Annotated in this window: 17 protein-coding genes; 11 read left to right on the top strand and 6 right to left on the bottom strand. The window is 73.8% G+C overall.

Annotated features, from left to right (window positions below; all coding sequences use genetic code 11):
- The first annotated feature begins 69 nt into the window (after nucleotides 1-69).
- Complete coding sequence (pcrA, locus tag ACWC97_RS08170; RefSeq protein ID WP_352273569.1) at nucleotides 70-2,511, top strand: DNA helicase PcrA; 2,442 nt, start codon at nucleotides 70-72, stop codon at nucleotides 2,509-2,511.
- Nucleotides 2,512-2,571: 60 nt separating this feature from the next.
- Here pcrA and ACWC97_RS08165 read toward each other — a convergent pair whose 3' ends face one another.
- Complete coding sequence (locus ACWC97_RS08165; protein WP_450648113.1) at nucleotides 2,572-4,212, bottom strand: M23 family metallopeptidase; 1,641 nt, start codon at nucleotides 4,210-4,212, stop codon at nucleotides 2,572-2,574.
- Between the two features lie 330 nt (nucleotides 4,213-4,542).
- Entirely contained in the window at nucleotides 4,543-5,457 is a 915-nt protein-coding gene (locus tag ACWC97_RS08160; protein WP_450648111.1) for a lipase family alpha/beta hydrolase, read from the bottom strand.
- Between the two features lie 332 nt (nucleotides 5,458-5,789).
- Here ACWC97_RS08160 and ACWC97_RS08155 point away from each other — a divergent pair, with 332 nt between their 5' ends.
- On the top strand, nucleotides 5,790-6,203 hold the full coding sequence (locus ACWC97_RS08155) for a cobalamin B12-binding domain-containing protein (RefSeq protein ID WP_352273566.1): 414 nt from the start codon (nucleotides 5,790-5,792) through the stop codon (nucleotides 6,201-6,203).
- A 374-nt stretch (nucleotides 6,204-6,577) separates the two neighbouring features.
- On the opposite strand, the gene ACWC97_RS08150 is transcribed toward ACWC97_RS08155, so the two are convergent.
- Complete coding sequence (locus tag ACWC97_RS08150; protein WP_450648109.1) at nucleotides 6,578-8,170, bottom strand: DUF5691 domain-containing protein; 1,593 nt, start codon at nucleotides 8,168-8,170, stop codon at nucleotides 6,578-6,580.
- A gap of 78 nt (nucleotides 8,171-8,248) precedes the next feature.
- Complete coding sequence (locus ACWC97_RS08145; protein WP_450648107.1) at nucleotides 8,249-9,649, bottom strand: SWIM zinc finger family protein; 1,401 nt, start codon at nucleotides 9,647-9,649, stop codon at nucleotides 8,249-8,251.
- A 133-nt stretch (nucleotides 9,650-9,782) separates the two neighbouring features.
- Here ACWC97_RS08145 and ACWC97_RS08140 point away from each other — a divergent pair, with 133 nt between their 5' ends.
- The 6 genes from ACWC97_RS08140 to sucD all read left to right on the top strand — a co-directional run bounded on the left by ACWC97_RS08140 (nucleotide 9,783) and on the right by sucD (nucleotide 17,589).
- Nucleotides 9,783-10,262 carry an MmpS family transport accessory protein gene (locus ACWC97_RS08140; protein WP_450648105.1) on the top strand — a complete coding sequence of 160 codons (480 nt, stop codon included), beginning with the start codon at nucleotides 9,783-9,785 and terminating at the stop codon, nucleotides 10,260-10,262.
- 127 nt (nucleotides 10,263-10,389) lie between these two features.
- Nucleotides 10,390-11,496: an ATP-binding protein gene (locus ACWC97_RS08135; protein ID WP_392279115.1), complete on the top strand. Its 1,107-nt coding sequence runs from the start codon at nucleotides 10,390-10,392 to the stop codon at nucleotides 11,494-11,496.
- Nucleotides 11,493-13,961: a DUF5682 family protein gene (locus ACWC97_RS08130; RefSeq protein ID WP_450648103.1), complete on the top strand. Its 2,469-nt coding sequence runs from the start codon at nucleotides 11,493-11,495 to the stop codon at nucleotides 13,959-13,961. Before ACWC97_RS08135 ends, ACWC97_RS08130 begins: the two co-directional genes overlap by 4 nt.
- Nucleotides 13,958-15,166 carry a vWA domain-containing protein gene (locus ACWC97_RS08125; RefSeq protein ID WP_450648101.1) on the top strand — a complete coding sequence of 403 codons (1,209 nt, stop codon included), beginning with the start codon at nucleotides 13,958-13,960 and terminating at the stop codon, nucleotides 15,164-15,166. Before ACWC97_RS08130 ends, ACWC97_RS08125 begins: the two co-directional genes overlap by 4 nt.
- A 335-nt stretch (nucleotides 15,167-15,501) precedes the next feature.
- A complete protein-coding gene (gene sucC, locus ACWC97_RS08120) occupies nucleotides 15,502-16,683 on the top strand; it encodes an ADP-forming succinate--CoA ligase subunit beta (RefSeq protein WP_352273559.1) in 1,182 nt (393 codons plus the stop codon).
- Nucleotides 16,684-16,704: 21 nt separating this feature from the next.
- Nucleotides 16,705-17,589: a succinate--CoA ligase subunit alpha gene (sucD, locus tag ACWC97_RS08115; protein WP_352273558.1), complete on the top strand. Its 885-nt coding sequence runs from the start codon at nucleotides 16,705-16,707 to the stop codon at nucleotides 17,587-17,589.
- Between the two features lie 115 nt (nucleotides 17,590-17,704).
- On the opposite strand, the gene ACWC97_RS08110 is transcribed toward sucD, so the two are convergent.
- Nucleotides 17,705-18,676: a sigma factor-like helix-turn-helix DNA-binding protein gene (locus ACWC97_RS08110; RefSeq protein WP_450648099.1), complete on the bottom strand. Its 972-nt coding sequence runs from the start codon at nucleotides 18,674-18,676 to the stop codon at nucleotides 17,705-17,707.
- 116 nt (nucleotides 18,677-18,792) lie between these two features.
- On the opposite strand from ACWC97_RS08110, the gene ACWC97_RS08105 reads away from it, so the two are divergent.
- Nucleotides 18,793-20,334 (top strand): cell division protein PerM, encoded by a 1,542-nt coding sequence (locus tag ACWC97_RS08105; protein ID WP_352273556.1) that lies wholly within the window; start codon nucleotides 18,793-18,795, stop codon nucleotides 20,332-20,334.
- Here ACWC97_RS08105 and ACWC97_RS08100 read toward each other — a convergent pair.
- Entirely contained in the window at nucleotides 20,324-21,124 is an 801-nt protein-coding gene (locus ACWC97_RS08100) for a hypothetical protein (RefSeq protein ID WP_450648097.1), read from the bottom strand. The two genes, ACWC97_RS08105 and ACWC97_RS08100, sit on opposite strands and share 11 nt — an antisense overlap.
- Nucleotides 21,125-21,456: 332 nt before the next feature.
- Between ACWC97_RS08100 and purN the strand changes: the two genes are divergently transcribed.
- Nucleotides 21,457-22,113: a phosphoribosylglycinamide formyltransferase gene (purN, locus tag ACWC97_RS08095; protein ID WP_352273554.1), complete on the top strand. Its 657-nt coding sequence runs from the start codon at nucleotides 21,457-21,459 to the stop codon at nucleotides 22,111-22,113.
- Nucleotides 22,100-23,653, top strand: coding sequence for a bifunctional phosphoribosylaminoimidazolecarboxamide formyltransferase/IMP cyclohydrolase (gene purH, locus ACWC97_RS08090; protein WP_352273553.1), 1,554 nt, complete (start codon nucleotides 22,100-22,102; stop codon nucleotides 23,651-23,653). Before purN ends, purH begins: the two co-directional genes overlap by 14 nt.
- Nucleotides 23,654-23,661 lie beyond the last annotated feature (8 nt).

Here is a 23,661-nt window from a genome sequence, read left to right as displayed (position 1 = left end):
CTGCCGCTCCGTACCGTCTCCCGGAACGCCCGCCGGGCGCCGGGGCCCAGCCCGTAGACTCGACAAGCGATGAGCAGCCTCTTTGACGACAGTTTCCTGGCCGGCCTCCAGCACTCGGAGGAAGAGCCCCCGCCGCCCCCCGAGGACACCGCGCCCGAGGTGGTGCCGGAGGGGCTGTTCGAGGGCGTGTTCGACGGTCCGCCGCCCCGGGACGCCTACTACCGCGACGGCGCCCCCCGCCCCGTCATCGACCCGGAGGCGCTCCTCGACGGGCTGAACACCGAGCAGCGCGCCGCGGTCGTCCACGCCGGCTCCCCGCTGCTCATCGTCGCCGGTGCCGGCTCGGGCAAGACCCGGGTGCTGACCCACCGGATCGCCCACCTCCTCGCCGAGCGCGGGGTGCACCCCGGCCAGATTTTGGCGATCACCTTCACCAACAAGGCCGCCGGCGAGATGAAGGAGCGCGTCGAGCAGCTCGTCGGACCGCGCGCCAACGCCATGTGGGTCATGACCTTCCACAGCGCCTGCGTCCGCATCCTGCGCCGCGAGTCCAAGCGGCTCGGCTTCACCTCGTCGTTCTCGATCTACGACGCGGCCGACTCCAAGCGGCTGATGGCCCTGGTCTGCCGCGATCTCGACCTCGACCCGAAGCGCTTCCCGCCGAAGTCGTTCACGGCCAAGGTCTCCAACCTGAAGAACGAGCTGATCGACGAGGAGACCTTCGCCGGCCAGGCCGCCGACGGCTTCGAGAAGACCCTCGCCCAGGCGTACGCGATGTACCAGTCCCGGCTGCGCGAGGCCAACGCGCTGGACTTCGACGACATCATCATGACGACGGTCCACCTGCTCCAGGCGTTCCCCGACGTCGCCGAGCACTACCGCCGCCGCTTCCGCCACGTCCTGGTCGACGAGTACCAGGACACCAACCACGCCCAGTACACCCTGGTCCGCGAGCTGGTCGGCCCGGCGGGCGAGAACGACGCCCCGGCCGAGCTGTGCGTCGTCGGTGACGCGGACCAGTCGATCTACGCCTTCCGCGGCGCGACCATCCGCAACATCCTCCAGTTCGAGGAGGACTACCCCGACGCGACGACGATCCTCCTGGAGCAGAACTACCGCTCCACGCAGACGATCCTCTCCGCCGCCAACGCCGTCATCGAACGCAACGAGAGCCGCCGCCCCAAGAACCTCTGGACCAACGCCGGCACCGGCGCCCGGATCACCGGCTACGTCGCCGACACCGAGCACGACGAGGCGCAGTTCGTCGCTGACGAGATCGACCGGCTGACCGACGCGGGCGACGCCAAGGCCGGTGACGTGGCGGTCTTCTACCGCACCAACGCGCAGTCCCGGGTCTTCGAGGAGATCTTCATCCGCGTCGGCCTGCCCTACAAGGTCGTCGGCGGAGTGCGCTTCTACGAGCGCAAGGAGGTCCGCGACATCCTGGCCTACCTGCGCGTCCTCGCCAACCCCGAGGACACCGTCCCGCTGCGCCGCATCCTCAACGTGCCCAAGCGCGGCATCGGCGACCGCGCCGAGGCGATGATCGACGCGCTCTCCCTGCGCGAGAAGATCACCTTCCCGCAGGCGCTGCGCCGGGTCGACGAGGCGTACGGCATGGCCGCCCGCTCCGCCAACGCCGTCAAGCGGTTCAACACGCTGATGGAGGAGCTGCGCACGATCGTCGAGTCGGGCGCGGGTCCCGCGGTGGTCCTGGAAGCGGTCCTGGAGCGTACCGGCTACCTCGCCGAACTCCAGGCGTCCACCGACCCGCAGGACGAGACCCGGATCGAGAACCTCCAGGAACTCGCCGCGGTCGCCCTCGAATTCGAGCAGGAGCGGGGCGAGGCGGGCGAGGAGGGCGCCGGTACGCTCGCCGACTTCCTGGAGAAGGTCGCGCTCGTCGCCGACTCCGACCAGATCCCCGACGAGGACGAGGACGGCTCCGGCGTCATCACGCTGATGACCCTGCACACGGCGAAGGGCCTCGAATTCCCGGTCGTCTTCCTGACCGGCATGGAGGACGGCGTCTTCCCGCACATGCGGGCCCTGGGGCAGACGAAGGAGCTGGAGGAGGAGCGGCGCCTCGCCTACGTGGGCATCACCCGGGCCCGCGAGCGCCTCTACCTGACCCGGGCGGCGATGCGCAGCGCGTGGGGCCAGCCGTCGTACAACCCGCCGTCCCGCTTCCTGGAGGAGATCCCGGACCAGCACCTGGACTGGCGGCGGAAGGGCCCGATGGCCGCCTCGGCGGGGCCGACCTCGGGGATCACGTCCTCGCTCTCCGCCTCCCGCGCCCGCTCCGGCCCCTCGGGCTTCGCGACCCGGCGGACCTCGGACAAGCCGACGATCACGCTGGCCGTCGGGGACCGGGTCACGCACGACCAGTTCGGGCTCGGCACGGTGACCGCGGTCGAGGGCGTCGGCGACCAGGCGAAGGCCACGGTCGACTTCGGCGACGAGCGCCCGAAGAAGCTGCTGCTGCGCTACGCCCCGGTCGAGAAGCTGTAGGCGGAGAAAACGCGGAGGGGGCCCGAGCACATTCGCTCGGGCCCCCTCCGTGTTTGCGGTTCAGGTCGGGTTGACGCCGTGGCTGCGCAGCCACGGCAGCGGGTTCACCGCGGCGCCGCCGCCGGGCCGTACCTCGAAGTGCAGATGCGGGCCGGTCGAGTTCCCGGTGTTGCCCGAGTACGCGATGACGTCACCGGCCTTGACCGGGCCCGAGCGGATCCGGGTGCTGCTGAGGTGGCAGTACCAGGTCTCCGTGCCGTCGGCCATGGTGACGATCGCCATGTTGCCGTACGCGCTGTTCAGCTGGGTGCGCACGGTGCCGTCCGTCGCGGCCATCACGGGCGTGCCCTCCAGCACCGGGAAGTCGATGCCGGTGTGCACGGACATCCAGTTGATGCCCGCCTGACCGAAGTACGCGCTGAGCCCGTGCTGCTTGACCGGCAGCACGAACTTGGGACGCAGCGCCTCCTTGCGGGCGGCCTCCTCCTCGCGCTTCTTCTTCTCGGCGGCCTGCCGTTCGCGCAGGTCGATGCGCTCCTGGGTGCGGCTGGCGCGGTTGGCGAAGTTCTCCGCGTTGGCGCTGAGCTTGGCGAGCTGGGTGTCCAGCTTGTTGTTGGCCTCGGCGGGCTTGACGGAGTCGGCCGCCGCCAGCGCCGTGGTGTCGTCCTTCTTGTCGTCCCCGCCGAGCCCGCCGACCGAGGCCGCGGCGATCCCGGCCACGCTCATCACGCAGGCGGACGGAATGGCGACGGTCAGCAGCGCGGAACGCTTCGCGGGCGTACGACGACGGCCGCGGCCACCGCCCCGGGTCGCGGGGCGGTCGGGGGAGCGGCGCGGACCGGACGCGAGCTCGGTGCTCTCCAGCCCGTCGGGACCGTCCGCCGCGTCGAGGTCGTCGGCGCCGCCGTCCGTCCCGTTGGTGCCGTCCGTGATGCGATCCGTGGCGTCGGTGTCGCTCGCGCCGTCCGGGGCGTAGGGGGCGTACGGGTCGTACGCGTAGGAGGCGGTCCGGTCGGCGTAGGGCTCGTACTCGGCGTAGTCGTCGCCGTGCGCGGGGTGTGCCTCGGGTGCGGAGTGTGCCTCGTGCGGCAGCCGCGCGGTCTCCATGGTCTGCGTGAGCTGCTGGTCGAAGGCGGGCTCGGGCGCGGGCACGGTCGCGGCGCCGGTGTTCCAGGCGGTGGCGTCGTAGGCGCCGGTGTCGTACGCGGCCGTGCTGTTCATCGCCGCGTCGTTCATGGCCCAGTGGCCGTCCGTGGACCAGCTGCCGGTGTCCCACTGCCCGGTGTTCTCCGGGGAACCGCCCTGGGCCGGGATGCCGGGGAAGACCGCGGTGGAGGTGGTGGCGTCCGTGCCGTAGTCGACGGTCGTCCAGACGGCCGTGGTGCCGTAGGCCGGGCCCGTCGTGTACTGCGCCTCCGCGTACTGCTGCTCCGGGTAGTGCGGCTCCGTGTACTGCTGCGCCTCGGGCTGTGTGGCGTACGGGGCGTAGCTGTCGTACGAGGCGGTCGGGTGCGCTCCCGTGTCCCACTGGGTGGAGTCGTACTGGCCGCTGTACCCGTCGACATGGCCGACGCCGTAACCGCCGCCGTACGTGCTGTCGTGACCGGCCTGGAACGAGCCGAAGAGCGGATCGCCGTGGAAGCCGCCGGTCGCTCCGCCGTCGTGCCCGGCGTACCCGGCGTCGGGGTGCTGGTCGTTCACCAACTTCTCTCTCGCCTCGGCAGCAGGACCTGTGCTCTGGGGTCCGGTGGGGGAATCCCAGGGGGAGCAGTGGCCGCGACTGTACCCGCCGCTACCTGGCGTCGACAATCTTCCACGGGTCCCGGCGGCTCAGGAAACGGGCAATCGGCCGCCTTTCGGCGGCCCGCGCACAGACCCTTGGCTCTATGTTCGAAGGCTGTTCTATTTGCGGCGTCACTGTCGGTTGCGAAGGCCGGGTCGGCGACGGGGTTCGTGCGTTCCTGTGGCCTGTGTGGCCTGTGTGGTTCTTGGGACTGGTGGGGCCTGTGGGTCTGTTGGGGTCCGTGCGGCTCAGGCTGCTCCCGCGTCCTTGGCGGGGCCGGTCGCCGGGCCGCCGGATTCCTCCAGCGCCTCGCGGATCGCGGCGACCACGGTCGGGTGCACCGGCAGTGCGAGGTGGCCGATGCCGGTGACGCGTACGTTCTCCGCGTCCAGGTCGGGGTGGTCGATGCGGGCGGCCTCGGGCGGGACGATCACCCGGTCCAGCTCGCCCCAGAAGCTCACGAAGCGGGTGCGGCAGCCGGGTGCGGGCAGGCGCAGCTCCTCGATCGGTGCGGACCCGGTGCGCATCTGCCGCACGATGGGGTGGGCGCTCGCCAAGGGGGCGACGGCGGTGCCGCTGTGCGGGGTGCCGAGCGTGACCAGCGTGCGGACCCGCTGGTCGCCGCCGAGCCGCTGGACGTAGTAGCGGGCGATCAGCCCGCCGAGGCTGTGCCCGACGATGTCGATCTCCTGGTGCCCGGTCCGGGCGCAGATCTCCTCGACATGCCGCCCGAACAGCTCGGCCGCGGTCCGGATGTCGCAGGTCAGCGGGGAGTAGTTGAGCGATTCCACATGGCGGTGGCCGCGCTGGGCGAGGGCCCGGCGCAGCAGGACGAAGACCGAGCGGTTGTCGATGAAACCGTGCACCAGGACGACCGGGGGAGGCTCCTCGCCGGCGGGCGGGGCGGGGGCCCGCGCGGGCGTCCTGGCGGAGGCGCGGCCGGTGGCGGCGGGGCCGGTGGTGGCGGTGGGGGGTTCGGCCGGGCACGGTGCGTTCCGCCGTTCACCGGTGATGCCGGTCGGGTAGAGGAGTACATGAGCCGTGAGGGCCACCAGCTCCAGGGCGGTGGCCTTCAGCAGCGCGCCGGACGGCCCGGTGGGACGCGGCCCCGGGCCGAGCGGCGGGGGGAGCGGCAGTGACGGAAGAAAAGGCAGGACCTTCATGGCCGACCTCCGGCTTCGACGAGCGGGGGAGGCGGCTGTGCGGTCACCGGCGCGCGGTACGGACGGACCGGCGGACCGGGCCGGCCGTACCACCGCGCCGTGCGGCTGACGGCACGCTGGTACGGGCGACCTCGTCGCGGCTCCCCTGGCGACCGGTCCCCGCGCGGCCGGCGTGCCGTGTGCGTACGGGGGGGCGGTGCCCGGTGAACATGTCCCACTGTGTGATTTCCCCCTCCCCGTCCACCGCGAAACGACGGCTTGCGGGATGCTGTAGATAACGTTCGTTCACATCCCCGGCCCTTCAGGCGCGGGAGAGGCATGTGGAGGCAGTGATGGGTGTGACCGGTCCGATCCGTGTGGTGGTGGCGAAGCCGGGGCTGGACGGCCATGATCGCGGGGCCAAGGTGATCGCTAGGGCGCTGCGCGACGCGGGTATGGAGGTCATCTACACCGGGCTGCACCAGACGCCCGAGCAGATCGTGGACACCGCGATCCAGGAGGACGCCGACGCGATCGGTCTCTCGATCCTCTCCGGCGCGCACAACACGCTGTTCGCCAAGGTCATCGAGCTGCTGAAGGAGCGCGAGGCGGAGGACATCAAGGTCTTCGGCGGCGGCATCATCCCGGAGGACGACATCGCCCCGCTGAAGGAGCAGGGTGTCGCGGAGATCTTCACCCCGGGCGCCACGACGACCGCGATCGTCGAGTGGATCAACGCGAACATCCGCCACCACGCGGAAGCCTGACCTCCCCGGGCCGGGCCCTTGCCGGGGCGTTTCCCTGGCCCGGCCCGGCCCGGTCCCGGGGCCCGCTCATGGCTCGTCCGGTCCGTTACTGGACGGTCCCGGTCGGCCCCTGTCGGACCCGTCCGGTCCTGGTTCCCGGTGGGGTACGTCCTCGGCCTCGGTCGTGTGCCCGGCGGGATCAGTCCTCGGGCTGTTCCCGTCGGTCCGGCCCGGCCTGATCGGGCCTGGCCGGATCTGGTTCGCCTCGGCGTGCTTGGGCCCTCGCGTCGGCCATTAGTCCGTCCCGCCCGATGCCTGTTCCGCCTGGTGCCTGTCTCGCCCGGTCCTTGGTCTGGCCGTACCGGTACCGGCAGACCAAGGGCCGGGCGAGATCGTCAGGGCGGGGTCAGCTCCGCCACCATCTCGGCGCGCAGTCGCAGCGTGGAGACGAGCCGCTGGAAGGCCTCGGACCAGTAGCCGCCCGCGCCAGGTGAGGCGTCCGCCGACTCGTCGGGCGTGGTCGTCAGGACCTCCAGGCGGTCCGCCTCCGCCGGGTTCAGACAGCGCTCGGCCAGGCCCATCACACCGCTGAAGCTCCACGGGTAGCTGCCCGCGTCCCGGGCGATGTCCAGCGCGTCCACGACCGCGCGGCCCAGCGGACCGGCCCAGGGGGTCGGGCAGACGCCCAGGAGCTGGAACGCCTCGGACAGTCCGTGCGCGGCGATGAACCCGGCGACCCAGTCTCCCCGCTCGGCCGCCGGGAGTATGCCGAGGAGCTTCGAGCGCTCGGCCAGCGACGACGTTCCCGGGCCGCTCGACGGCGGGGCGGCGGGGGCGCCGAGCAGCGCGCGGGCCCATGCGGCGTCCCGTTGCCGTATCGCCGCCCGGCACCACGCCGCGTGCAGCTCCTCGGCCCAGCCGTCGGCGACCGGGAGGGCGACGATCTCCCGGGCGGTGCGGTGGCCGAACCGCGCGGACCAGGTGGCGAGCGGCGTCGCCTCGACGAGCTGGCCGAGCCACCACGACCGTTCCCCCCGGCCGGACGGCGGCGCCGCCACCACGCCGTCGCGCTCCATCGCCCCGTCGCACTCGTGCGGGGCCTCCACGGCGACCGATGGTTCGTCGCCGGTGAGATCCGGGCTCACGCAGGACAGCGCCCGGGACGCCATCCGGGCCCCGAACGCCGACTCCGGCAGGGCGGAGAGCAGCTCGGCGGCGGTGGAGCGGACATTGCGGCTGCGGTCGGAGAGCGCCTGCTCCAGGAAGGGCTCGTCCACGGGGGACAGCCCGGTGCGCAGCGAGTCGACGAACATCAGCCGGTCCTCGGCCCGCTCGGTGGCCCAGGTGGAGGTGAGCAGCGTCAGCGCTCCGGCGGGGTCGCGCGCCCTCAGGGCCGCGAGCAGCGCGACCCGCTCGGCGAACAGTCCCTCCTCCCACATCCGGACGACCGCCCCGGAATCCGCCGGGAGGGGGCGCGGCGCTCCGGCGGACGCGCCGCGCAGGGCGAATCGCCACTCGGGATTCAACCGGGCCAGCCACAGCCCGCGCGGGCCCGCGAAGGCCAGCACCTGCGGACGCAGGTCGGTCCGGGCCCGGGCCGCGTCGAGCAGGGCCGGGAGCAGTTCGGCCGGGGCCCGGAAACCCCGGCGGTTGGCGGCGGCCAGCCACTGCGGGATCAGCTCCGTGAGATCGGGGGCCGCGCCGCGCCGCCCGCCCGAGCCGCCCGGTGCCGATCGGTCGGCCAGCAGCTGGGCGAGTCTGCGCCGCGCGGCCGGGGGCGGTGTGGGCCGTGGGTCGGCGGGCGCCGTTCCGGGCCGGTCGGCGGCCGGGGCGGGCAGCAGCCCCGCCCGCCGCCGCACGGTGTGGGCCGCCGCCGCGTCGAGCAGTCCGGCGGGCCCGCAGCCCCCGGTGGGCGGGCGGCGGTCGGTACCGAGGAGCGCCGTGGTGACGAGCTCCTCCCACGGGGCGGATGCGATGGTGCCGGGCATGGATGGTCCCCCTTCTCGTCCTCGTCCTCGTTCGTGTTCATTCGGTCGTGGTCACTCGGTCGTGTTCGACCGGTCGGGTCAGACGAGCGGTACGGGCCCGCCCGTACCGTCGTCATCGACCCCTTTGGGCCAGGCCGCGTACGGGTCGAAGCCGCGGTGGCCGCACTCGCCGAAGACCGTGACCGGGGAGCCGCCGGAGAGCGCGGCGAGCTTCCACAGCCCGGGCCGCGACAGGGCGGCCGGGGCGACCGGCAGCCCCCCGCCGCCCGCCGCGTCCAGCAGTTGCCAGCCGTCCCCGGACGGCACGGGTATGACCGCGCGCAGCGTCACCGGCCAGGCGTCCAGCCAGGGATCCTCCCGCAGCGCCTCGCCGTACGCGCCGACCGCCTCGGCCGCCGTGCCGCCCGGCGGGGGCGTGGCTGCCCGCTCCACCACCGTGAACTCCCCGGCCGGCTCGGCCCGGAGCCGGCCGGTGCCCGGGCGGAACATCAGCCCGGCGTCGACCGTGGCGCCCACCGGCAGGGTCAGACCGGGGGAGCGGCCGGCCGCCCCGAAGGAGAGCAGCAGTGCCGTGCGGCCCGTGCCCCTTCCGTGCAGCCAGACGCGACGCGTGACGATCCTGCCGTCGGAGGTGTCGTACTGGGCGAGGACCAGCCACTCGTCCCGGACCGGCGGGCCCTCGGCGGGAGCCGTCAGCCCCACGCGCGTACGGACCGTGGCGGCCAGCGGTCCGGGCAGCCGGTCGACACCCAGCCAGGCTCTGTCCAGCAGATGCAGCAGCGCGCACTCCTCCAGCAGGCGCACCGGCCAGTCCGGGCCGGAGGCCGGGACGGCCCCCAGCTCCCGCACCCGGGCCGCCAGCCCCGGGGCCTGGGCGTCGACCATCCGGGCCGCCGTCTCCTCCCAGAACGCGTAGCCCGGCCGACCGGCCCCCGCCAGGCCGGTCCGCAGCAGATCCGCCAGCCGCTCCTCCAACTCCCGGGCGCCGCCGGTGATCCGCGCGGCCCGGCGCTCGGCCCGCCGCCCGGCGGCCTCCGGGTCGGCCGGGCCCGTGGCCGGGGCGGTGCCCGCCGCGCTCCGCTCCGGCCGCCCGGCCGACCGGTCCCGGCGCCCGGCCAGCCACTCGGCCGCCCAGTCCGGCACCTCACCCCCGGGCGGCACCGATCCGTCCGACGCCCAGACCAGCAGCAGACCCAGCGCGTGCTTGCACGGGAACTTCCGGCTCGGGCAACTGCACGCGTACGCCGGGCCCGTGGTGTCCACCACCGTCCGGTACGGCGTGCCCCCGCTTCCCTCGCACAGCCCCCACACCGCCCCCGACCCGTCGCAGCCGTGACCCGACCACGGACCGGCCGCACCGAGCTTCGTCCCCGCCCGGCGCGACGCGTCGTCAGGAGCGAGGGTCAGTACCTGCTCCACCGTCCAGCGCGGCACCGGCCCGGCGGTGCGCGTGGTTTCTCCCCCGTGAGATAGCAGCATGGCAACGACGGTAGAGCGCCCCACTGACAATCCCCCTGACCTGCTGATTCACCGTCATGCACGCCACTTGACTTGACCTTTCCTTTGCGATTCTCTGCGGGTATCAGACCCATCGATCCGGGGGGATCCAGCCATGAGCCGCACCATTCGCCCCATCCGCACCACGGCCCGCACCACGGTCCGCGCCGCCGCCTGCGCGGCCGTCGTCCTCGGTCTCGGAATCGGCCTCACCGCCTGCTCTGACACGGCCGAGAAGGTCGACAGGTCCGTCGACAAGGCCGTGGGCGACGCCGTGGACGAGGTGGTCGACGAGAAGTACGAAGTCACCTACGAGGTCACCGGATCGGGCGTCGACGAGATCCAGTTCCACGTCGGCGGCGGCAAGGCCATGGACCCGAAGATCGAGAAGGTCGCATCGCCCACGCTGCCCTGGCACAAGACCGTCACCCTGCGCGGGATCACGCCGCCCGGCGTCACCCCGATCGTCCTCGACGCGGACGGGGCCGGGGTCACCTGCTCGATCACGTACAAGGGCAAGGTGATCGAGGAGGGGAAGGGGAAGGACATGCTCGCCGCCGGCGGCTGTGTGGCCGTGTCGCCGGTCGTCGGCTGACCGCGGGTCAGCAGCGCCCCGGCCGGCCCCGATCCGCTCCGGCGGCCGGTCGGGGGCGATTGTCAGTGCCGTGGTGCACGGTGGAGAACGCATCGGGTCGACCGACCCGGAGGGGGGATCCACGACCGTGTCCGAATCCACTGCCACCGCCGGCGCACAGGCTCTCCGACCGCATGCCGAGGACGCCTTCGCCGACGAGCTCAAGGCCCTCGCCGCAGCCGACGACCGCCCGCGCCCGGCCCGTTGGCGGCTCTCCCCGTGGGCTGTCGCCACCTACCTCCTCGGCGGCACCCTGTCCGACGGCACCGTGATCACCCCGAAGTACGTGGGCCCGCGCCGCCTCGTCGAGGTCGCCGTCACCACCCTCGCCACCGACCGCGCCCTGCTGCTCCTCGGCGTTCCCGGAACGGCCAAGACCTGGGTGTCGGAGCACCTGGCCGCCGCCGTCAGCGGCGACTCGACCCTGCTCGTCCAGGGCACCGCGGGCACCCCCGAGGAAGCCCTCCGCTACGGGTGGAACTACGCCCGGCTCCTCGCGCACGGCCCCAGTCGCGACGCCCTGGTGCCCAGCCCGCTCATGCGCGCCATGTCCGAGGGGATGACGGCGCGCGTCGAGGAGCTGACCCGCATCCCCGCCGACGTGCAGGACTCGCTCATCACGATCCTGTCCGAGAAGACGCTCCCCGTGCCCGAACTGGGCCAGGAGGTCCAGGCGGTCCGCGGATTCAACGTCATCGCCACCGCCAACGACCGCGACCGCGGGGTCAACGAACTGTCCAGCGCCCTGCGCCGCCGGTTCAACACCGTCGTGCTCCCGCTGCCCGCCACGCCCGACGCCGAGGTCGACATCGTCTCCCGCCGGGTCGACCAGATAGGCCGCTCGCTCGACCTCCCGTCCGCCCCCGACGGCGCGGCCGAGATCCGCCGCGTCGTCACGGTCTTCCGCGAACTGCGCGACGGGGTCACCACGGACGGGCGCACCAAGCTCAAGTCCCCCTCGGGAACGCTGTCCACGGCCGAGGCGATCTCCGTCGTCACCAACGGCCTCGCCCTCGCCGCCCACTTCGGGGACGGGGTGCTGCGCCCCGGGGACGTCGCGGCGGGCATCCTCGGCGCGGTCGTCCGCGACCCGGCGGCCGACCGGATGATCTGGCAGGAGTACCTGGAGACGGTGGTCCGGGAGCGGGACGGGTGGAAGGACTTCTACCGCGCCTGCCGAGAGGTCTCCGCATGACCGGGACCGGGCACGCCGCGACGGGGACCGTGCGCCCTGCGGAACGCCCTCCGGGGCCGCTGCTGTTGGGCGTCCGGCACCACGGTCCCGGATCGGCGCGGGCCGTCCGGGCGGCGCTGGACGCCGCCCGCCCGCGGGCCGTGCTGATCGAAGGCCCCCCGGAGGCCGACACGCTGCTGCCGCTCGCCGCCGACGAACGGATGCGGCCACCGGTCGCCCTGCTCGCCCATGTCGTCGGCGACCCGGGGGAGGCGGCGTTCTGGCCGATGGCCGCGTTCTCGCCCGAGTGGGTCGCCCTGCGCTGGGCCCTCGACCACGGCGCCGAGGTCCGGTTCATCGACCTTCCGGCGGCACACTCCCTGGCCATGAACCAAGCCGAGGTGGAGGCGGCGGACGGCCCCGGCGGCGCCGCCGGGGAGGGTGACGGGACCGGGCGCGTCCCCGTCGACCCCCTCGCGGTGCTCGCCGAGGCGGCGGGCTACGACGACCCCGAGCGCTGGTGGGAGGACGTCGTCGAGCACCGCACCGGGGGCGGCGGAACGGCGGACCCCTGGGCCCCGTTCACGGTCCTCGCCGAGGCGATGACCGCCCTGCGCGAGGCGTACGGCGACGGCGGCCACCCCCGCGACGCCGTGCGCGAGGCGTACATGCGCATCCAACTGCGCAAGGCGACCAAGGAGTTCGGCGAGGACACCGTGGTCGTCTGCGGCGCCTGGCACGTCCCCGCGCTCGCCGCGCGGACCACGCTCACCGCCGACCGCGCCCTGCTCAAGGGCCTGCCCAGAGTCCGGGCCGAGCTGACCTGGGTGCCCTGGTCGCACCGCAGGCTCGCCCGCAGGAGCGGCTACGGGGCGGGCATCGACTCGCCCGGCTGGTACGGGCACCTCTTCGAGGCCGGGGACCGCCCGGTCGAGCGATGGATGACCAAGGTCGCCGGCCTCCTGCGCGGGGAGGACCGGTTCGTGTCGTCCGCCCATGTCATCGAGGCCGTCCGGCTCGCCGCCGCCCTGGCCGCGCTCCGCGGCCGCCCGCTCGCCGGGCTGACCGAGACGACCGACGCGGTCCGGTCCGTGATGTGCGACGGCTCCGACGTACCGCTCGCGCTCGTCCACGACCGGCTGGTCGTCGGCGAGGCCCTCGGCGAGGTGCCGGACGACGCCCCCGTCGTCCCCCTCCAGCGCGACCTCACCCGCCAGCAGCGCACCCTCCGGCTCAAACCGGAGGCGCCGGAGCGGGAGCTGGAGCTCGACCTCCGCAAGGACAACGACGCGGCCCGCAGCCGACTGCTGCACCGGCTCCGCCTCCTCGGCGTCGACTGGGGCGAGCCCGCCACCGGCCGGGGCGCCACCGGCACCTTCCGGGAGAGCTGGCGGCTGCGCTGGGAGCCCGAGCTGTACGTACGGGTGGCGGAGGCGGGCATCTGGGGCACCACCGTGCTCACGGCCGCCACCGCGAGGGCCGGGGCCAGGGCCGCCGGGGCGACCGCGCTCGCCGAGATCACCGCGCTCGCCGAGCAGTGCCTGCTCGCCGGGGTTCCGGACGCGCTGCCCGGCGTGATGCGGGCCCTCGCCGACCGCGCCGCGCTCGACGCCGACGTCGGCCGCCTCGCCGAGGCCCTGCCCGCGCTCGCCCGGACCCTGCGCTACGGCGACGTACGGTCCACCGGCACCGCGGCGCTCGCCGAGGTCGCGGCCGGGCTCGCCGAGCGGATCTGCGTCGGGCTGCCCCCGGCCTGCACCGGCCTGGACATCGAGGGCGCCGCCACCATGCGGGACCGGCTCGACGGCGTCCACGCCGCGATCGGCCTGCTCACCGGCGCCGCCGACACCCGCACGGACGCGAAGCCGGACACGGCGGAAGGCGCGGGGGAGAACGGGCTGCGCGAGCGCTGGACGGCCGTGCTGCACCGGCTCGCCGCCCGGGACACGGTCGCCGGAACCGTCCGGGGCCGCGCCGCCCGCCTGCTCCTCGACGAGGGACGGCTCGCGGAGGACGAAGCGGCCCGGCTCATGGGGCTCGTCCTCTCGCCCGGCACGCCCCCGGCCGACGCCGCGGCGTGGATCGAGGGCTTCGTCGGCGGGGCGGCGGGCGGCGGCATGCTGCTCGTCCACGACGAACGGCTGCTCGGCCTGGTCGATGCCTGGCTCACCGGCGTGCCCGCCGACCTCTTCGCCGATGTGCTGCCCCTGCTGCGCCGCACCTTCTCCGCGTACGAACCGGGCGTCCGCCGCACCCTGGGCGAGCTGGTGGCGCGCGGCCCCCGCGCCGGGGGACCGCCGGGCGCCCGTGCCGGGGCGACGGTGCCCGGATTCGGGCCGGAGACGGACGCGGCCAGGGCCGACGCGGCCGAGGACGTGGTCCTCCTGCTGCTCGGCACCGGCACCGGCACGGCCACCCCCTCCGACACCCCCGCCGGGACCGCTTCCGGCACCGACACCGAGGAACAGTGGGGGGCGACGGCATGACGACGACCACGAACACCCCTGACGCCACGAACACCGCGAACGACGAACGGCTGCGCCGCTGGCGGCTGGTCCTGGGCGGGGACGACGCCGAGGGCACCGGCCGCGCCCTCACCGGCCGCGACGCCGCGATGGACGCCGCGCTGAGTGCGCTCTACGGCGACGGGGGAGCCACCGGCGCCCGGAACAGGACCGGCCGCGCGGCCGGGCTCGGGGCGTCCGCCCCCTCCGTGGCCCGCTGGCTCGGCGACATCCGTACGTACTTCCCGAGCACCGTCGTCCAGGTCATGCAGCGCGACGCGTTCGACCGGCTCGGCCTCGCGGCGCTGCTGCTGGAGCCGGAGATGCTGGAGGCGGTCGAGCCCGACGTCCACCTCGTGGGCACGCTCCTCTCGCTCGGCAGGGCCATCCCCGAGACGACGAAGGAGACCGCGAGAGCGGTGGTCCGCAAGGTCGTCGAGGACCTGGAGAAGCGGCTCGCCTCCCGCACCCGGGCCACGCTCACCGGCGCGCTCGACCGCTCGGCCAGGACCGACCGGCCCCGCCACCACGACATCGACTGGAACCGCACCGTCCGGGCCAACCTGAAGAACTACCTCCCCGAGTACGGCACCGTCGTCCCCGAACGGCTCATCGGCTACGGGCGGGCCGCCCGGTCGGTGAAGAAGGACGTCGTCCTCTGCGTGGACCAGTCGGGTTCGATGGCCGCCTCCGTGGTCCACGCCTCCGTCTTCGGCGCGGTCCTCGCCTCCATGCGGACCCTCCGGACCAGCCTCGTCGTCTTCGACACGGCGGTCGTCGACCTCACCGACCAGCTCGACGACCCCGTCGACGTGCTCTTCGGGACCCGGCTCGGCGGCGGTACCGACATCAACCGCGCGTTGGCCTACTGCCAGTCGAGGATCACCCGCCCCGCCGACACCGTGGTCGTGCTGATCAGCGACCTCTACGAGGGCGGGATACGCGACGGGATGCTGAAGCGGGTCGCCGCGATGAAGGCGTCCGGGGTGCAGTTCGTGGCCCTGCTCGCGCTCTCCGACGAGGGCGCGCCCGCCTACGACCGCGACCACGCGGCGGCGCTCGCCGCCCTGGGCGTGCCCGCCTTCGCCTGTACCCCGGACCTCTTCCCCGAGGTGATGGCGGCGGCCATCGAGAAACGGCCGCTGCCCGTACCGGCCCTCGCGCCGGACGAGGAGGCCGGCCACTGAGAGACACGCGAGCCCGAGCCCACACCCGCGTCCGCGGGCCCGCGCCGGACCGCCGCCGTCACCCCAATGGCACCGCGCGGCGCACCGCCCGGTGCGGGGGCGTCCGGCCCCGCCGCTCCCCGGGGCCCAGCAGGGTCTGTGACCGTAATCACCGCTCGGGCGCTATCTGTGATTTAGGGTCCTGCGGGCCTCGGGGATAACCTGCGAGATGGACATGCCGCGTGCCGGGCTCACCGTGTGCGCCTTCCTGGTGACCGTGCAGTCACGTTTTGCCCCTCGCGGCACGCCCACGCAGAAAACCAACCGCGAGACCATTGATTAAGGGACGGACGCGCGTGGACCTGTTCGAGTACCAGGCGAGGGACCTCTTCGCCAAGCACGGTGTACCGGTGCTGGCCGGTGAAGTCATCGACACGCCTGAGGCAGCCCGCGAGGCGACCGAGCGGCTGGGCGGCAAGTCGGTCGTCAAGGCGCAGGTGAAGGTCGGCGGCCGTGGCAAGGCCGGTGGCGTCAAGCTGGCCGCCACCCCCGACGAGGCGGTCGCCCGCGCGACCGACATCCTCGGCATGGACATCAAGGGCCACACGGTCCACAAGGTGATGATCGCCGAGCTGTCTCCGGAGATCGAGGCGGAGTACTACGTCTCGTACCTCCTCGACCGCACGAACCGCACCTTCCTGGCCATGGCCTCGGTGCAGGGCGGCATGGACATCGAGGAGGTCGCGGAGAAGACCCCCGAGGCCCTCGCGAAGGTCCCGGTCAACGCCGTCGAGGGCGTCACGATCGAGAAGGCCCGCGAGATCGTCGCCCAGGCCGCGTTCCCGGCGGAGGTGGCCGAGAAGGTCGCCGAGGTCCTGGTGACGCTCTGGGACACCTTCGTCGCCGAGGACGCCCTCCTCGTCGAGGTCAACCCGCTGGTCAAGACCAAGGACGGCCGCATCCTGGCCCTGGACGGCAAGGTCTCGCTCGACGAGAACGCCGACTTCCGCCAGCCCGAGCACGAGGCCCTCGAGGACAAGGCCGCGGCCAACCCGCTCGAGGCCGCCGCCAAGGCCAAGAACCTCAACTACGTCAAGCTGGACGGCGAGGTCGGCATCATCGGCAACGGCGCCGGCCTGGTCATGTCGACCCTGGACGTCGTCGCGTACGCCGGTGAGAACCACGGCAACGTGAAGCCCGCCAACTTCCTCGACATCGGTGGCGGCGCCTCCGCCGAGGTCATGGCGAACGGCCTGGAGATCATCCTCGGCGACCCGGACGTCAAGTCCGTCTTCGTCAACGTCTTCGGTGGCATCACCGCCTGCGACGAGGTCGCCAACGGCATCGTCCAGGCGCTCGAGCTGCTCAAGTCCAAGGGCGAGGACGTCAACAAGCCGCTGGTCGTGCGCCTCGACGGCAACAACGCGGAGCTGGGTCGCAAGATCCTCTCCGACGCCAACCACCCGCTCGTTCAGCGCGTGGACACCATGGACGGCGCGGCCGACAAGGCCGCCGAGCTCGCCGCGGCTGCGAAGTAAGGGACGAGGGACTCCAACACCATGGCTATCTTCCTCACCAAGGACAGCAAGGTCATCGTCCAGGGGATGACCGGCGCCACCGGTATGAAGCACACCAGGCTCATGCTCGGTGACGGCACCAACATCGTCGGTGGCGTGAACCCGCGCAAGGCCGGCACCTCCGTCGACTTCGACGGCACCGAGGTCCCCGTCTTCGGGACCGTCGCCGAGGCGATGGAGAAGACCGGCGCCGACGTGTCCGTCCTCTTCGTGCCGCCGGCCTTCGCCAAGGCCGCCGTCATCGAGGCGATCGACGCCGGGATCCCGCTCGCGGTCGTCATCACCGAGGGCATCGCCGTCCACGACTCGGCCGCCTTCTGGGCGTACGCCACGTCGAAGGGCAACAAGACCCGGATCATCGGCCCGAACTGCCCCGGCCTGATCACCCCCGGCCAGTCCAACGCCGGCATCATCCCGGGCGACATCACCAAGCCCGGCCGCATCGGTCTGGTGTCCAAGTCGGGCACGCTGACCTACCAGATGATGTACGAGCTCCGTGACATCGGCTTCTCGTCCGCCGTCGGCATCGGTGGCGACCCGGTCATCGGTACGACGCACATCGACGCCCTCGCGGCGTTCGAGGCCGACCCCGAGACCGACCTGATCGTGATGATCGGCGAGATCGGCGGCGACGCCGAGGAGCGTGCGGCCGACTTCATCAAGGCCAACGTCACCAAGCCGGTCGTCGGTTACGTCGCGGGCTTCACCGCCCCCGAGGGCAAGACCATGGGCCACGCCGGCGCCATCGTCTCCGGCTCCTCCGGCACCGCCCAGGCGAAGAAGGAGGCCCTCGAGGCCGCCGGCGTCAAGGTCGGCAAGACGCCGACCGAGACCGCCAAGCTCGCCCGCGAGATCCTCGGCGCCTGACCGCTCCCGCACCGCTCGGAGCGTCACCGCACAGACGGCGCGGGCCCGTACCCCTCGGATCGAAGGGGTACGGGCCCGCGCCGTTTTTCCGTCTCCGGGCGTCCCGGCGTCCCGGTCAGCCGGTGCCGGGGACCAGCCGCGCCGGGCCACGGAAGAGTTCGCCGCGGAGCTTCTTCTCCAGGCTCAGTTCCCGGGGCTCCGGCTCGCGGGGGCCGCCGCGCGGCGGCACCCCGCCGATCCGCTGGGCGGGCGCCGCCGGGGTCTCGTGCCGGGTCGGGGCCGTCGCCAGGGTGAACAGCGTCAGCCCGGCGAGCAGGAGGGTGAACCAGAAGGTCGCCCGGGTCCACCGGCTGGCCCTGCGCTCGCTGTCCGTACGGACCCGGACGGGCGTGGGGAGCGGGCCGGGGGACGGGGTCAGGGCGAGCGCGCCGAGCCGTTCGGCCAGCGGCGCCGGGTGCTCGGCGGCCCCGTCGCCGCCGGCCGGCGCGGGCACCAGCGCGTCGATCGCGGCCCGCGCGTTCAGCAGCCGGTTCGCCGCCGCCGGGGTGCTCGCCTCCGTCTCCGCCGCCGTCTCCGGCAGCCCCAGGCCCAGGCCGTCGTGGAGCACCAGGGTGCGGCGGTAGCAGGGCGGCAGCGCGAGCAGCGCGTCGAGCAGGGCATGGGCGGCGGGTTCGGGCGGGGGCGGGTCGGGCCTGCGGTGCGCGCGGCGCAGCCGGTGCCAGGGCGACAGGGCGTACTCGTACCCGGCCGCCCGTACCCACCCGACCGGGTCCGGGTCCACCGCGACCTCGGGCCAGTGCTCCCAGGCCAGGGCGAAGGCGCGGGCGACGGACTCCCGGGCGAGGGCCCGGCGCCCGGTCAGCAGGAACGTCTGGTGGAAGAGAGCGGTGGCGCAGTGCGCGTACAGCGCGTCGAACGCCTCGGCGGCCCGAGCCCCGGCGCCGGGGGGATCGGCGGGGGCGGGGACCTCGGTGTCCTGGGCTCCGGGGGCACCGGGGGCGGTGGTGGTGACAGCGGTGGGCTCGGTGTCGGGGGTTCCGGTGGGGGAGGGGCGGTCAGAGGGAGTGTTCGTCGGACGCCGCGTCATGCGGGTCCCTCCAATGGGCTACACCACGGAATAAAGCACATAAACATATATTGGGCGACACAGCGGGTATTCGACTGTTACGCGCATTAGGCGCGTGTCGTTGGCAGCATGGCCGTGTGAGCCAAGTAACCGAAAGCGCCCCGATGTTGTCGGCGGATCAGGGCAGGTCCGCCGCGTTCCCCCTGGCCCTGCTGCGGGGAGCGGTCGCGGCCGGGCTCGGGCTGGGCGCGGTCACCGTTCTCGTCCTGGCGTTGTGGATCAGCTCGCCGGACTCCGGGGAGAGTTCCGGGAGCGCCCTCCACACGGCGGCCGCGCTCTGGCTGCTCGCCCATGGCGCCGAGCTGGTCAGGGCCGGTACGCCGAGCGGGGTGCCCGCCCCGGTGGGGGTGGTTCCGCTGCTGCTCGCCGTGGTGCCGGTGTGGCTGGTGCACCGCGCGGCGCGCGATGTCCTGGTGCCGGACGAGGAGCGGCCCGCCCTCTCGGCGCCGGTCGGCCTGGCGGCGGTCGTCGGCGGATATCTGCTGGTCGGCGCGGCGGTCGCGTACTACGCGCGGGGCGGTGCGCTGTCCGTGCGGCCGCTCGCGGCGCTCTTCCCGGCGGTCGCCGTGGTGGCGGGCGCGGCGGCGGCCGGGGTCTGGACGGCGGCCGGGCATCCGGTCGCGCTGCCCGCCGGAGCCCCGGCGGCCCTGCACCGGGCGCTGGCGGGCGGCCGGCTCCGGGAGCGCGCGGGGACGGTGTGGCGCGCGGCGGCGGCCGGGGTGGCGATGCTGGTCGGCGGCGGCGCGCTGCTCGTCGCGGTCGGGCTGGTGTGGCACGCGCACCCGGCCCGGCAGGCGTTCGTCCAGCTCTCGGGCGACTGGTCGGGCCGGGTCGCGGTGCTGCTGCTCGCGGTGGTGCTGGTGCCGAACGCGGCGGTGTGGGGTGCGGCGTACGGGCTCGGCCCCGGCTTCGCCCTCGGTACGGCGTCCACGGTCACCCCGCTGGCCTTCTCCGGCCGCCCGGCGCTGCCCCGTTTCCCGCTGCTGGCCGCGGTGCCCGCCGAGGGCCCCGGGACGCTCCCGAACTGGGCGGCGCTCGGGGTGCCGGTCGCCGCCGGGGTGACCGTCGCCTGGTTCACGGTGCGGCGGGCCGCGCCGCCGTACTGCGAACGTGAGGAGGCGTGGGGCCCGGGGGCGACCGCGCTGGTGGCCGCGGTCGCCGGGATCGGGTGCGGGATCGGTACGGCGGTGCTGGCCGCGGCGGCCGGGGGGCCGCTGGGGAGCCGGGCGCTGGCGGAGTTCGGCCCGGTGTGGTGGCTGACCGGCGCGGCGGCGGCGGCCTGGGTGGTGGTGCTGGGCGTGCCCGGCGCGCTGCTGCTGCGGTTCTGGCGGCTGCGGGGGCCGGTCCGCAGCGGCTGGTGGTGGCTGACCGGCGCGGTGCCGGCGCGCGAGCGGGAGCGGGCGCGGGCGTGGGAGAAGGCGCGGGCGCGGGAGCGGGCCGCGGCGTACGCGTCCGCCGCGGCCCGCTCCGGCAACGCCGGGACGCCGTCCGCCCCCGTCGCGGACCCGGGCCTCGCGCCGTACGACTTCCTGCCGGCCGACCCCTGGTACGGGCGGACGGCCCGGCCCGAGGAGGCCGGACCGTCCGGGAGCACGGGAGGGGCTGGGCTCAGTCCCTGACGCCGAAGAGCGGCTCCAGCGGCTTCGGCAGCTGGTCGTTGCAGGACAGCTGACCCGCCTTGGTCAGGGCGTCGTTCACACAGGTGTAGTAGTCGCGGTAGACGAGCTGCACGGTGAAGGTCATGGCGACGATCGAGAGCGCGATCAGCGCCGTCACCAGGCCGCTGACCGCCGCCGTGGTCTGCTGCCTGCCGCCGACCGGGGCCGCCGGGGCGCCCGGCGCGGCTCCCGGTGCCGGGGTCGCCGCACCGCCCGCGGCCGGGCTCTTCGGCTTCGACCGGAGCGAGCTGATCGCCCAGTACACCGCGAGCGAGCCGAGCAGCAGGGCGATCTCCGGGAGGTCGAAGAGCGCGAAGAAGAAGGCCCACATGCCGCAGAGCAGCGCGTAGCGCGCCCGGCGCTGTGCGGGGTCGGTGGGGTCCCAGCGCAGCCCGCCCAGGGTGCCCTCGGGGCCGCTCTGGTTGCCGCCCGTCCCGCCCTGGCCCGGGCGTCCGCCGAAGCCGCCGCTCTGCCGGCCGGGCTGGCGGCTGCTCCACTGGCCCCAGGCGGGCCGGTCCCCGGAGGAGTCCTCACCGTTCCCGGAGCCGTCCTTCCGGCCGTTGTCGTCGTTGCCGTCGCCCTTCGCGACGTTCACCGGGCGGCGGGGCTGCCAGGGCTGGTCGGGCCGGTTCTCCGGCGGCGGGGCGAAGGGGTTGTCGTCGCTCCCGCCCGGACCCCTCCCGCCCTGGGAAGAGGCGTCCCGCTCGGGCAGCGGCTGGCGGAAGGCGGTGCGGCGGCGTCGGTCCGGCATGTGGTGAACGTCTTCCCCATCTCGTCATTTCCGCCCCGTGGACGGTTCGCTGTCCCCTGACGCTACCTCCCGGCCGGGAGCCGCCGAAAGCTGGGAGCGCGGCCGGAACGCCGGTGGCCGCGGCGCCGGACCGGCCACCGCCGCCCGGGGCCGCCGACCCCCGTCCCACGGGGGCCCGCCGCGGTGCCGGTATCGTTGCTGGCGGTCGGCCGGTTCGTAGAGTTCCCCGTATCGAGGGGCTCGGTTCTTTCGTACGACCGTACAAATCAGCGTCGCGCCGCTCCCGACGTGGGCGGAGCGCGCCGGAACACCACGCGAGAAAGGGCCCAGCCGTGGCCTCCCCGCCCCCCTCCGCCGCCCCGGCACGCCTGGTCGTGCTGGTCTCCGGTTCGGGTACGAATCTCCAAGCCCTGCTCGACGCCATCGGTGACGATCCCGAGGGCTTCGGCGCGCGGGTCGTCGCGGTCGGCGCCGACCGCGACGGCATCGCCGGTCTCGAACGGGCGGAGCGCGCCGGCATCCCGACGTTCGTCCGCCGGGTCAAGGACCACGCCACCCGGGAGGAGTGGGACGCCGCGCTCGCCGCCGCGACGGCCGAGCACCGCCCGGACCTCGTGGTGTCCGCGGGGTTCATGAAGATCGTGGGGCGGGAGTTCCTCGCCCGCTTCGGCGGCCGGTTCGTCAACACCCACCCCGCCCTGCTCCCCAGTTTTCCCGGTGCCCACGGGGTGCGCGACGCGCTCGCGTACGGCGTGAAGGTCACCGGCTGCACCGTCCACTTCGTCGACGACGGCGTCGACACCGGTCCGATCATCGCGCAGGGCGTGGTCGAGGTGACCGAGGAGGACTCGCCGGAGGGCGAAGCCGCTCTCCATGAACGCATCAAGCAAATCGAGCGCAAGCTGCTCGTCGAGGCCGTGGGGCGGCTCGCCCGCGACGGCTATCGCATTGAGGGACGAAAGGTTCATCTCGGTCATGTCGGTGAATAAGCCCATCCGTCGCGCCCTGGTCAGTGTCTACGACAAGACGGGGCTCGAAGACCTCGCACGCGGTCTGCACGAGGCGGGTGTCGAGCTGGTCTCCACCGGCTCCACCGCCGGCCGGATCGCCGCCGCCGGCGTCCCGGTCACCAAGGTCGAGGAGCTCACGGGCTTCCCCGAGTGCCTCGACGGCCGCGTGAAGACGCTGCACCCGCGCGTCCACGCCGGCATCCTGGCCGACCTCCGCCTGGACACCCACCGCGAGCAGCTCGCCGAGCTCGGTGTGGAGCCGTTCGACCTGGTGGTCGTCAACCTCTACCCGTTCAAGGAGACCGTCGCCTCCGGCGCCTCGGCCGACGAGTGCGTGGAGCAGATCGACATCGGCGGCCCGTCCATGGTCCGCGCCGCCGCCAAGAACCACCCGTCCGTGGCCGTCGTCACCAGCCCCGAGCGGTACGCCGACGTCCTGTCCGCCGTCAAGGCGGGCGGCTTCGACCTGACCGCCCGCAAGCGGCTGGCCGCCGAGGCGTTCCAGCACACCGCCGCGTACGACGTCGCCGTGGCCTCCTGGTTCGCGGACGACTACGCCGCCGCCGACGACTCGGGCTTCCCCGACTTCTTCGGTACGACGTACCAGCGCGAGAACGTCCTGCGCTACGGCGAGAACCCGCACCAGCCCGCCGCGCTCTACACCTCGGGCGCCGGCGGCCTGGCCGAGGCGGAGCAGCTGCACGGCAAGGAGATGTCGTACAACAACTACACGGACACCGACGCCGCGCGCCGGGCCGCGTACGACCACACCGAGCCGTGCGTCGCGATCATCAAGCACGCCAACCCGTGCGGCATCGCGATCGCCGACGACGTCGCCGAGGCGCACCGCAAGGCCCATGCCTGCGACCCGCTGTCGGCCTTCGGCGGCGTCATCGCCGTCAACCGTCCGGTGACCACCGCGATGGCCGAGCAGGTCGCGGAGATCTTCACCGAGGTCATCGTCGCCCCGGCCTACGAGGACGGCGCCGTCGAGATCCTGGCCCGCAAGAAGAACATCCGGGTGCTGCGCTGCCCGGACGCCCCGGCCGCCCCGGTCGAGGTCAAGCCGATCGACGGCGGTGCGCTGCTCCAGGTCACCGACCGCCTCCAGGCCGAGGGCGACGACCCGGCCAACTGGACGCTGGCCACCGGCGAGGCGCTGGGCGAGGCCGAGCTGAGGGAGCTGGCCTTCGCGTGGAAGGCGTGCCGCGCGGTCAAGTCCAACGCGATCCTGCTGGCCAAGGACGGTGCCTCGGTCGGCGTCGGCATGGGCCAGGTCAACCGGGTCGACTCCGCGAAGCTGGCCGTGGAGCGGGCGGGCGAGGAGCGGGCGCGCGGTGCGTACGCCGCCTCCGACGCGTTCTTCCCGTTCCCCGACGGGCTGGAGATCCTGACCGCCGCGGGCGTCAGGGCGGTGGCCCAGCCGGGCGGTTCGGTCCGTGACGAGCTGGTCGTCGAGGCCGCGAAGAAGGCCGGCGTGACGATGTACTTCACCGGCACGCGCCACTTCTTCCACTGAGTCCCACG

The organism is Streptomyces sp. NPDC001108 (assembly GCF_053598535.1).
Note: the sequence above shows the minus strand (reverse complement) of the source record. Positions and strands in the feature narration are given on the sequence as shown.

What these genes read in the sequence shown, in the direction of transcription:
- pcrA (WP_352273569.1), top strand. Translation starts at nt 70, where the DNA reads ATGAGCAGCCTCTTTGACGACAGTTTCCTGGCCGGCCTCCAGCACTCG.
- ACWC97_RS08160 (WP_450648111.1), bottom strand. Translation starts at nt 5,457, where the DNA reads ATGAAGGTCCTGCCTTTTCTTCCGTCACTGCCGCTCCCCCCGCCGCTC.
- ACWC97_RS08155 (WP_352273566.1), top strand. Translation starts at nt 5,790, where the DNA reads ATGGGTGTGACCGGTCCGATCCGTGTGGTGGTGGCGAAGCCGGGGCTG.
- ACWC97_RS08150 (WP_450648109.1), bottom strand. Translation starts at nt 8,170, where the DNA reads ATGCCCGGCACCATCGCATCCGCCCCGTGGGAGGAGCTCGTCACCACG.
- ACWC97_RS08145 (WP_450648107.1), bottom strand. Translation starts at nt 9,649, where the DNA reads ATGCTGCTATCTCACGGGGGAGAAACCACGCGCACCGCCGGGCCGGTG.
- ACWC97_RS08140 (WP_450648105.1), top strand. Translation starts at nt 9,783, where the DNA reads ATGAGCCGCACCATTCGCCCCATCCGCACCACGGCCCGCACCACGGTC.
- ACWC97_RS08130 (WP_450648103.1), top strand. Translation starts at nt 11,493, where the DNA reads ATGACCGGGACCGGGCACGCCGCGACGGGGACCGTGCGCCCTGCGGAA.
- ACWC97_RS08125 (WP_450648101.1), top strand. Translation starts at nt 13,958, where the DNA reads ATGACGACGACCACGAACACCCCTGACGCCACGAACACCGCGAACGAC.
- sucD (WP_352273558.1), top strand. Translation starts at nt 16,705, where the DNA reads ATGGCTATCTTCCTCACCAAGGACAGCAAGGTCATCGTCCAGGGGATG.
- ACWC97_RS08110 (WP_450648099.1), bottom strand. Translation starts at nt 18,676, where the DNA reads ATGACGCGGCGTCCGACGAACACTCCCTCTGACCGCCCCTCCCCCACC.
- ACWC97_RS08100 (WP_450648097.1), bottom strand. Translation starts at nt 21,124, where the DNA reads ATGCCGGACCGACGCCGCCGCACCGCCTTCCGCCAGCCGCTGCCCGAG.
- purH (WP_352273553.1), top strand. Translation starts at nt 22,100, where the DNA reads ATGTCGGTGAATAAGCCCATCCGTCGCGCCCTGGTCAGTGTCTACGAC.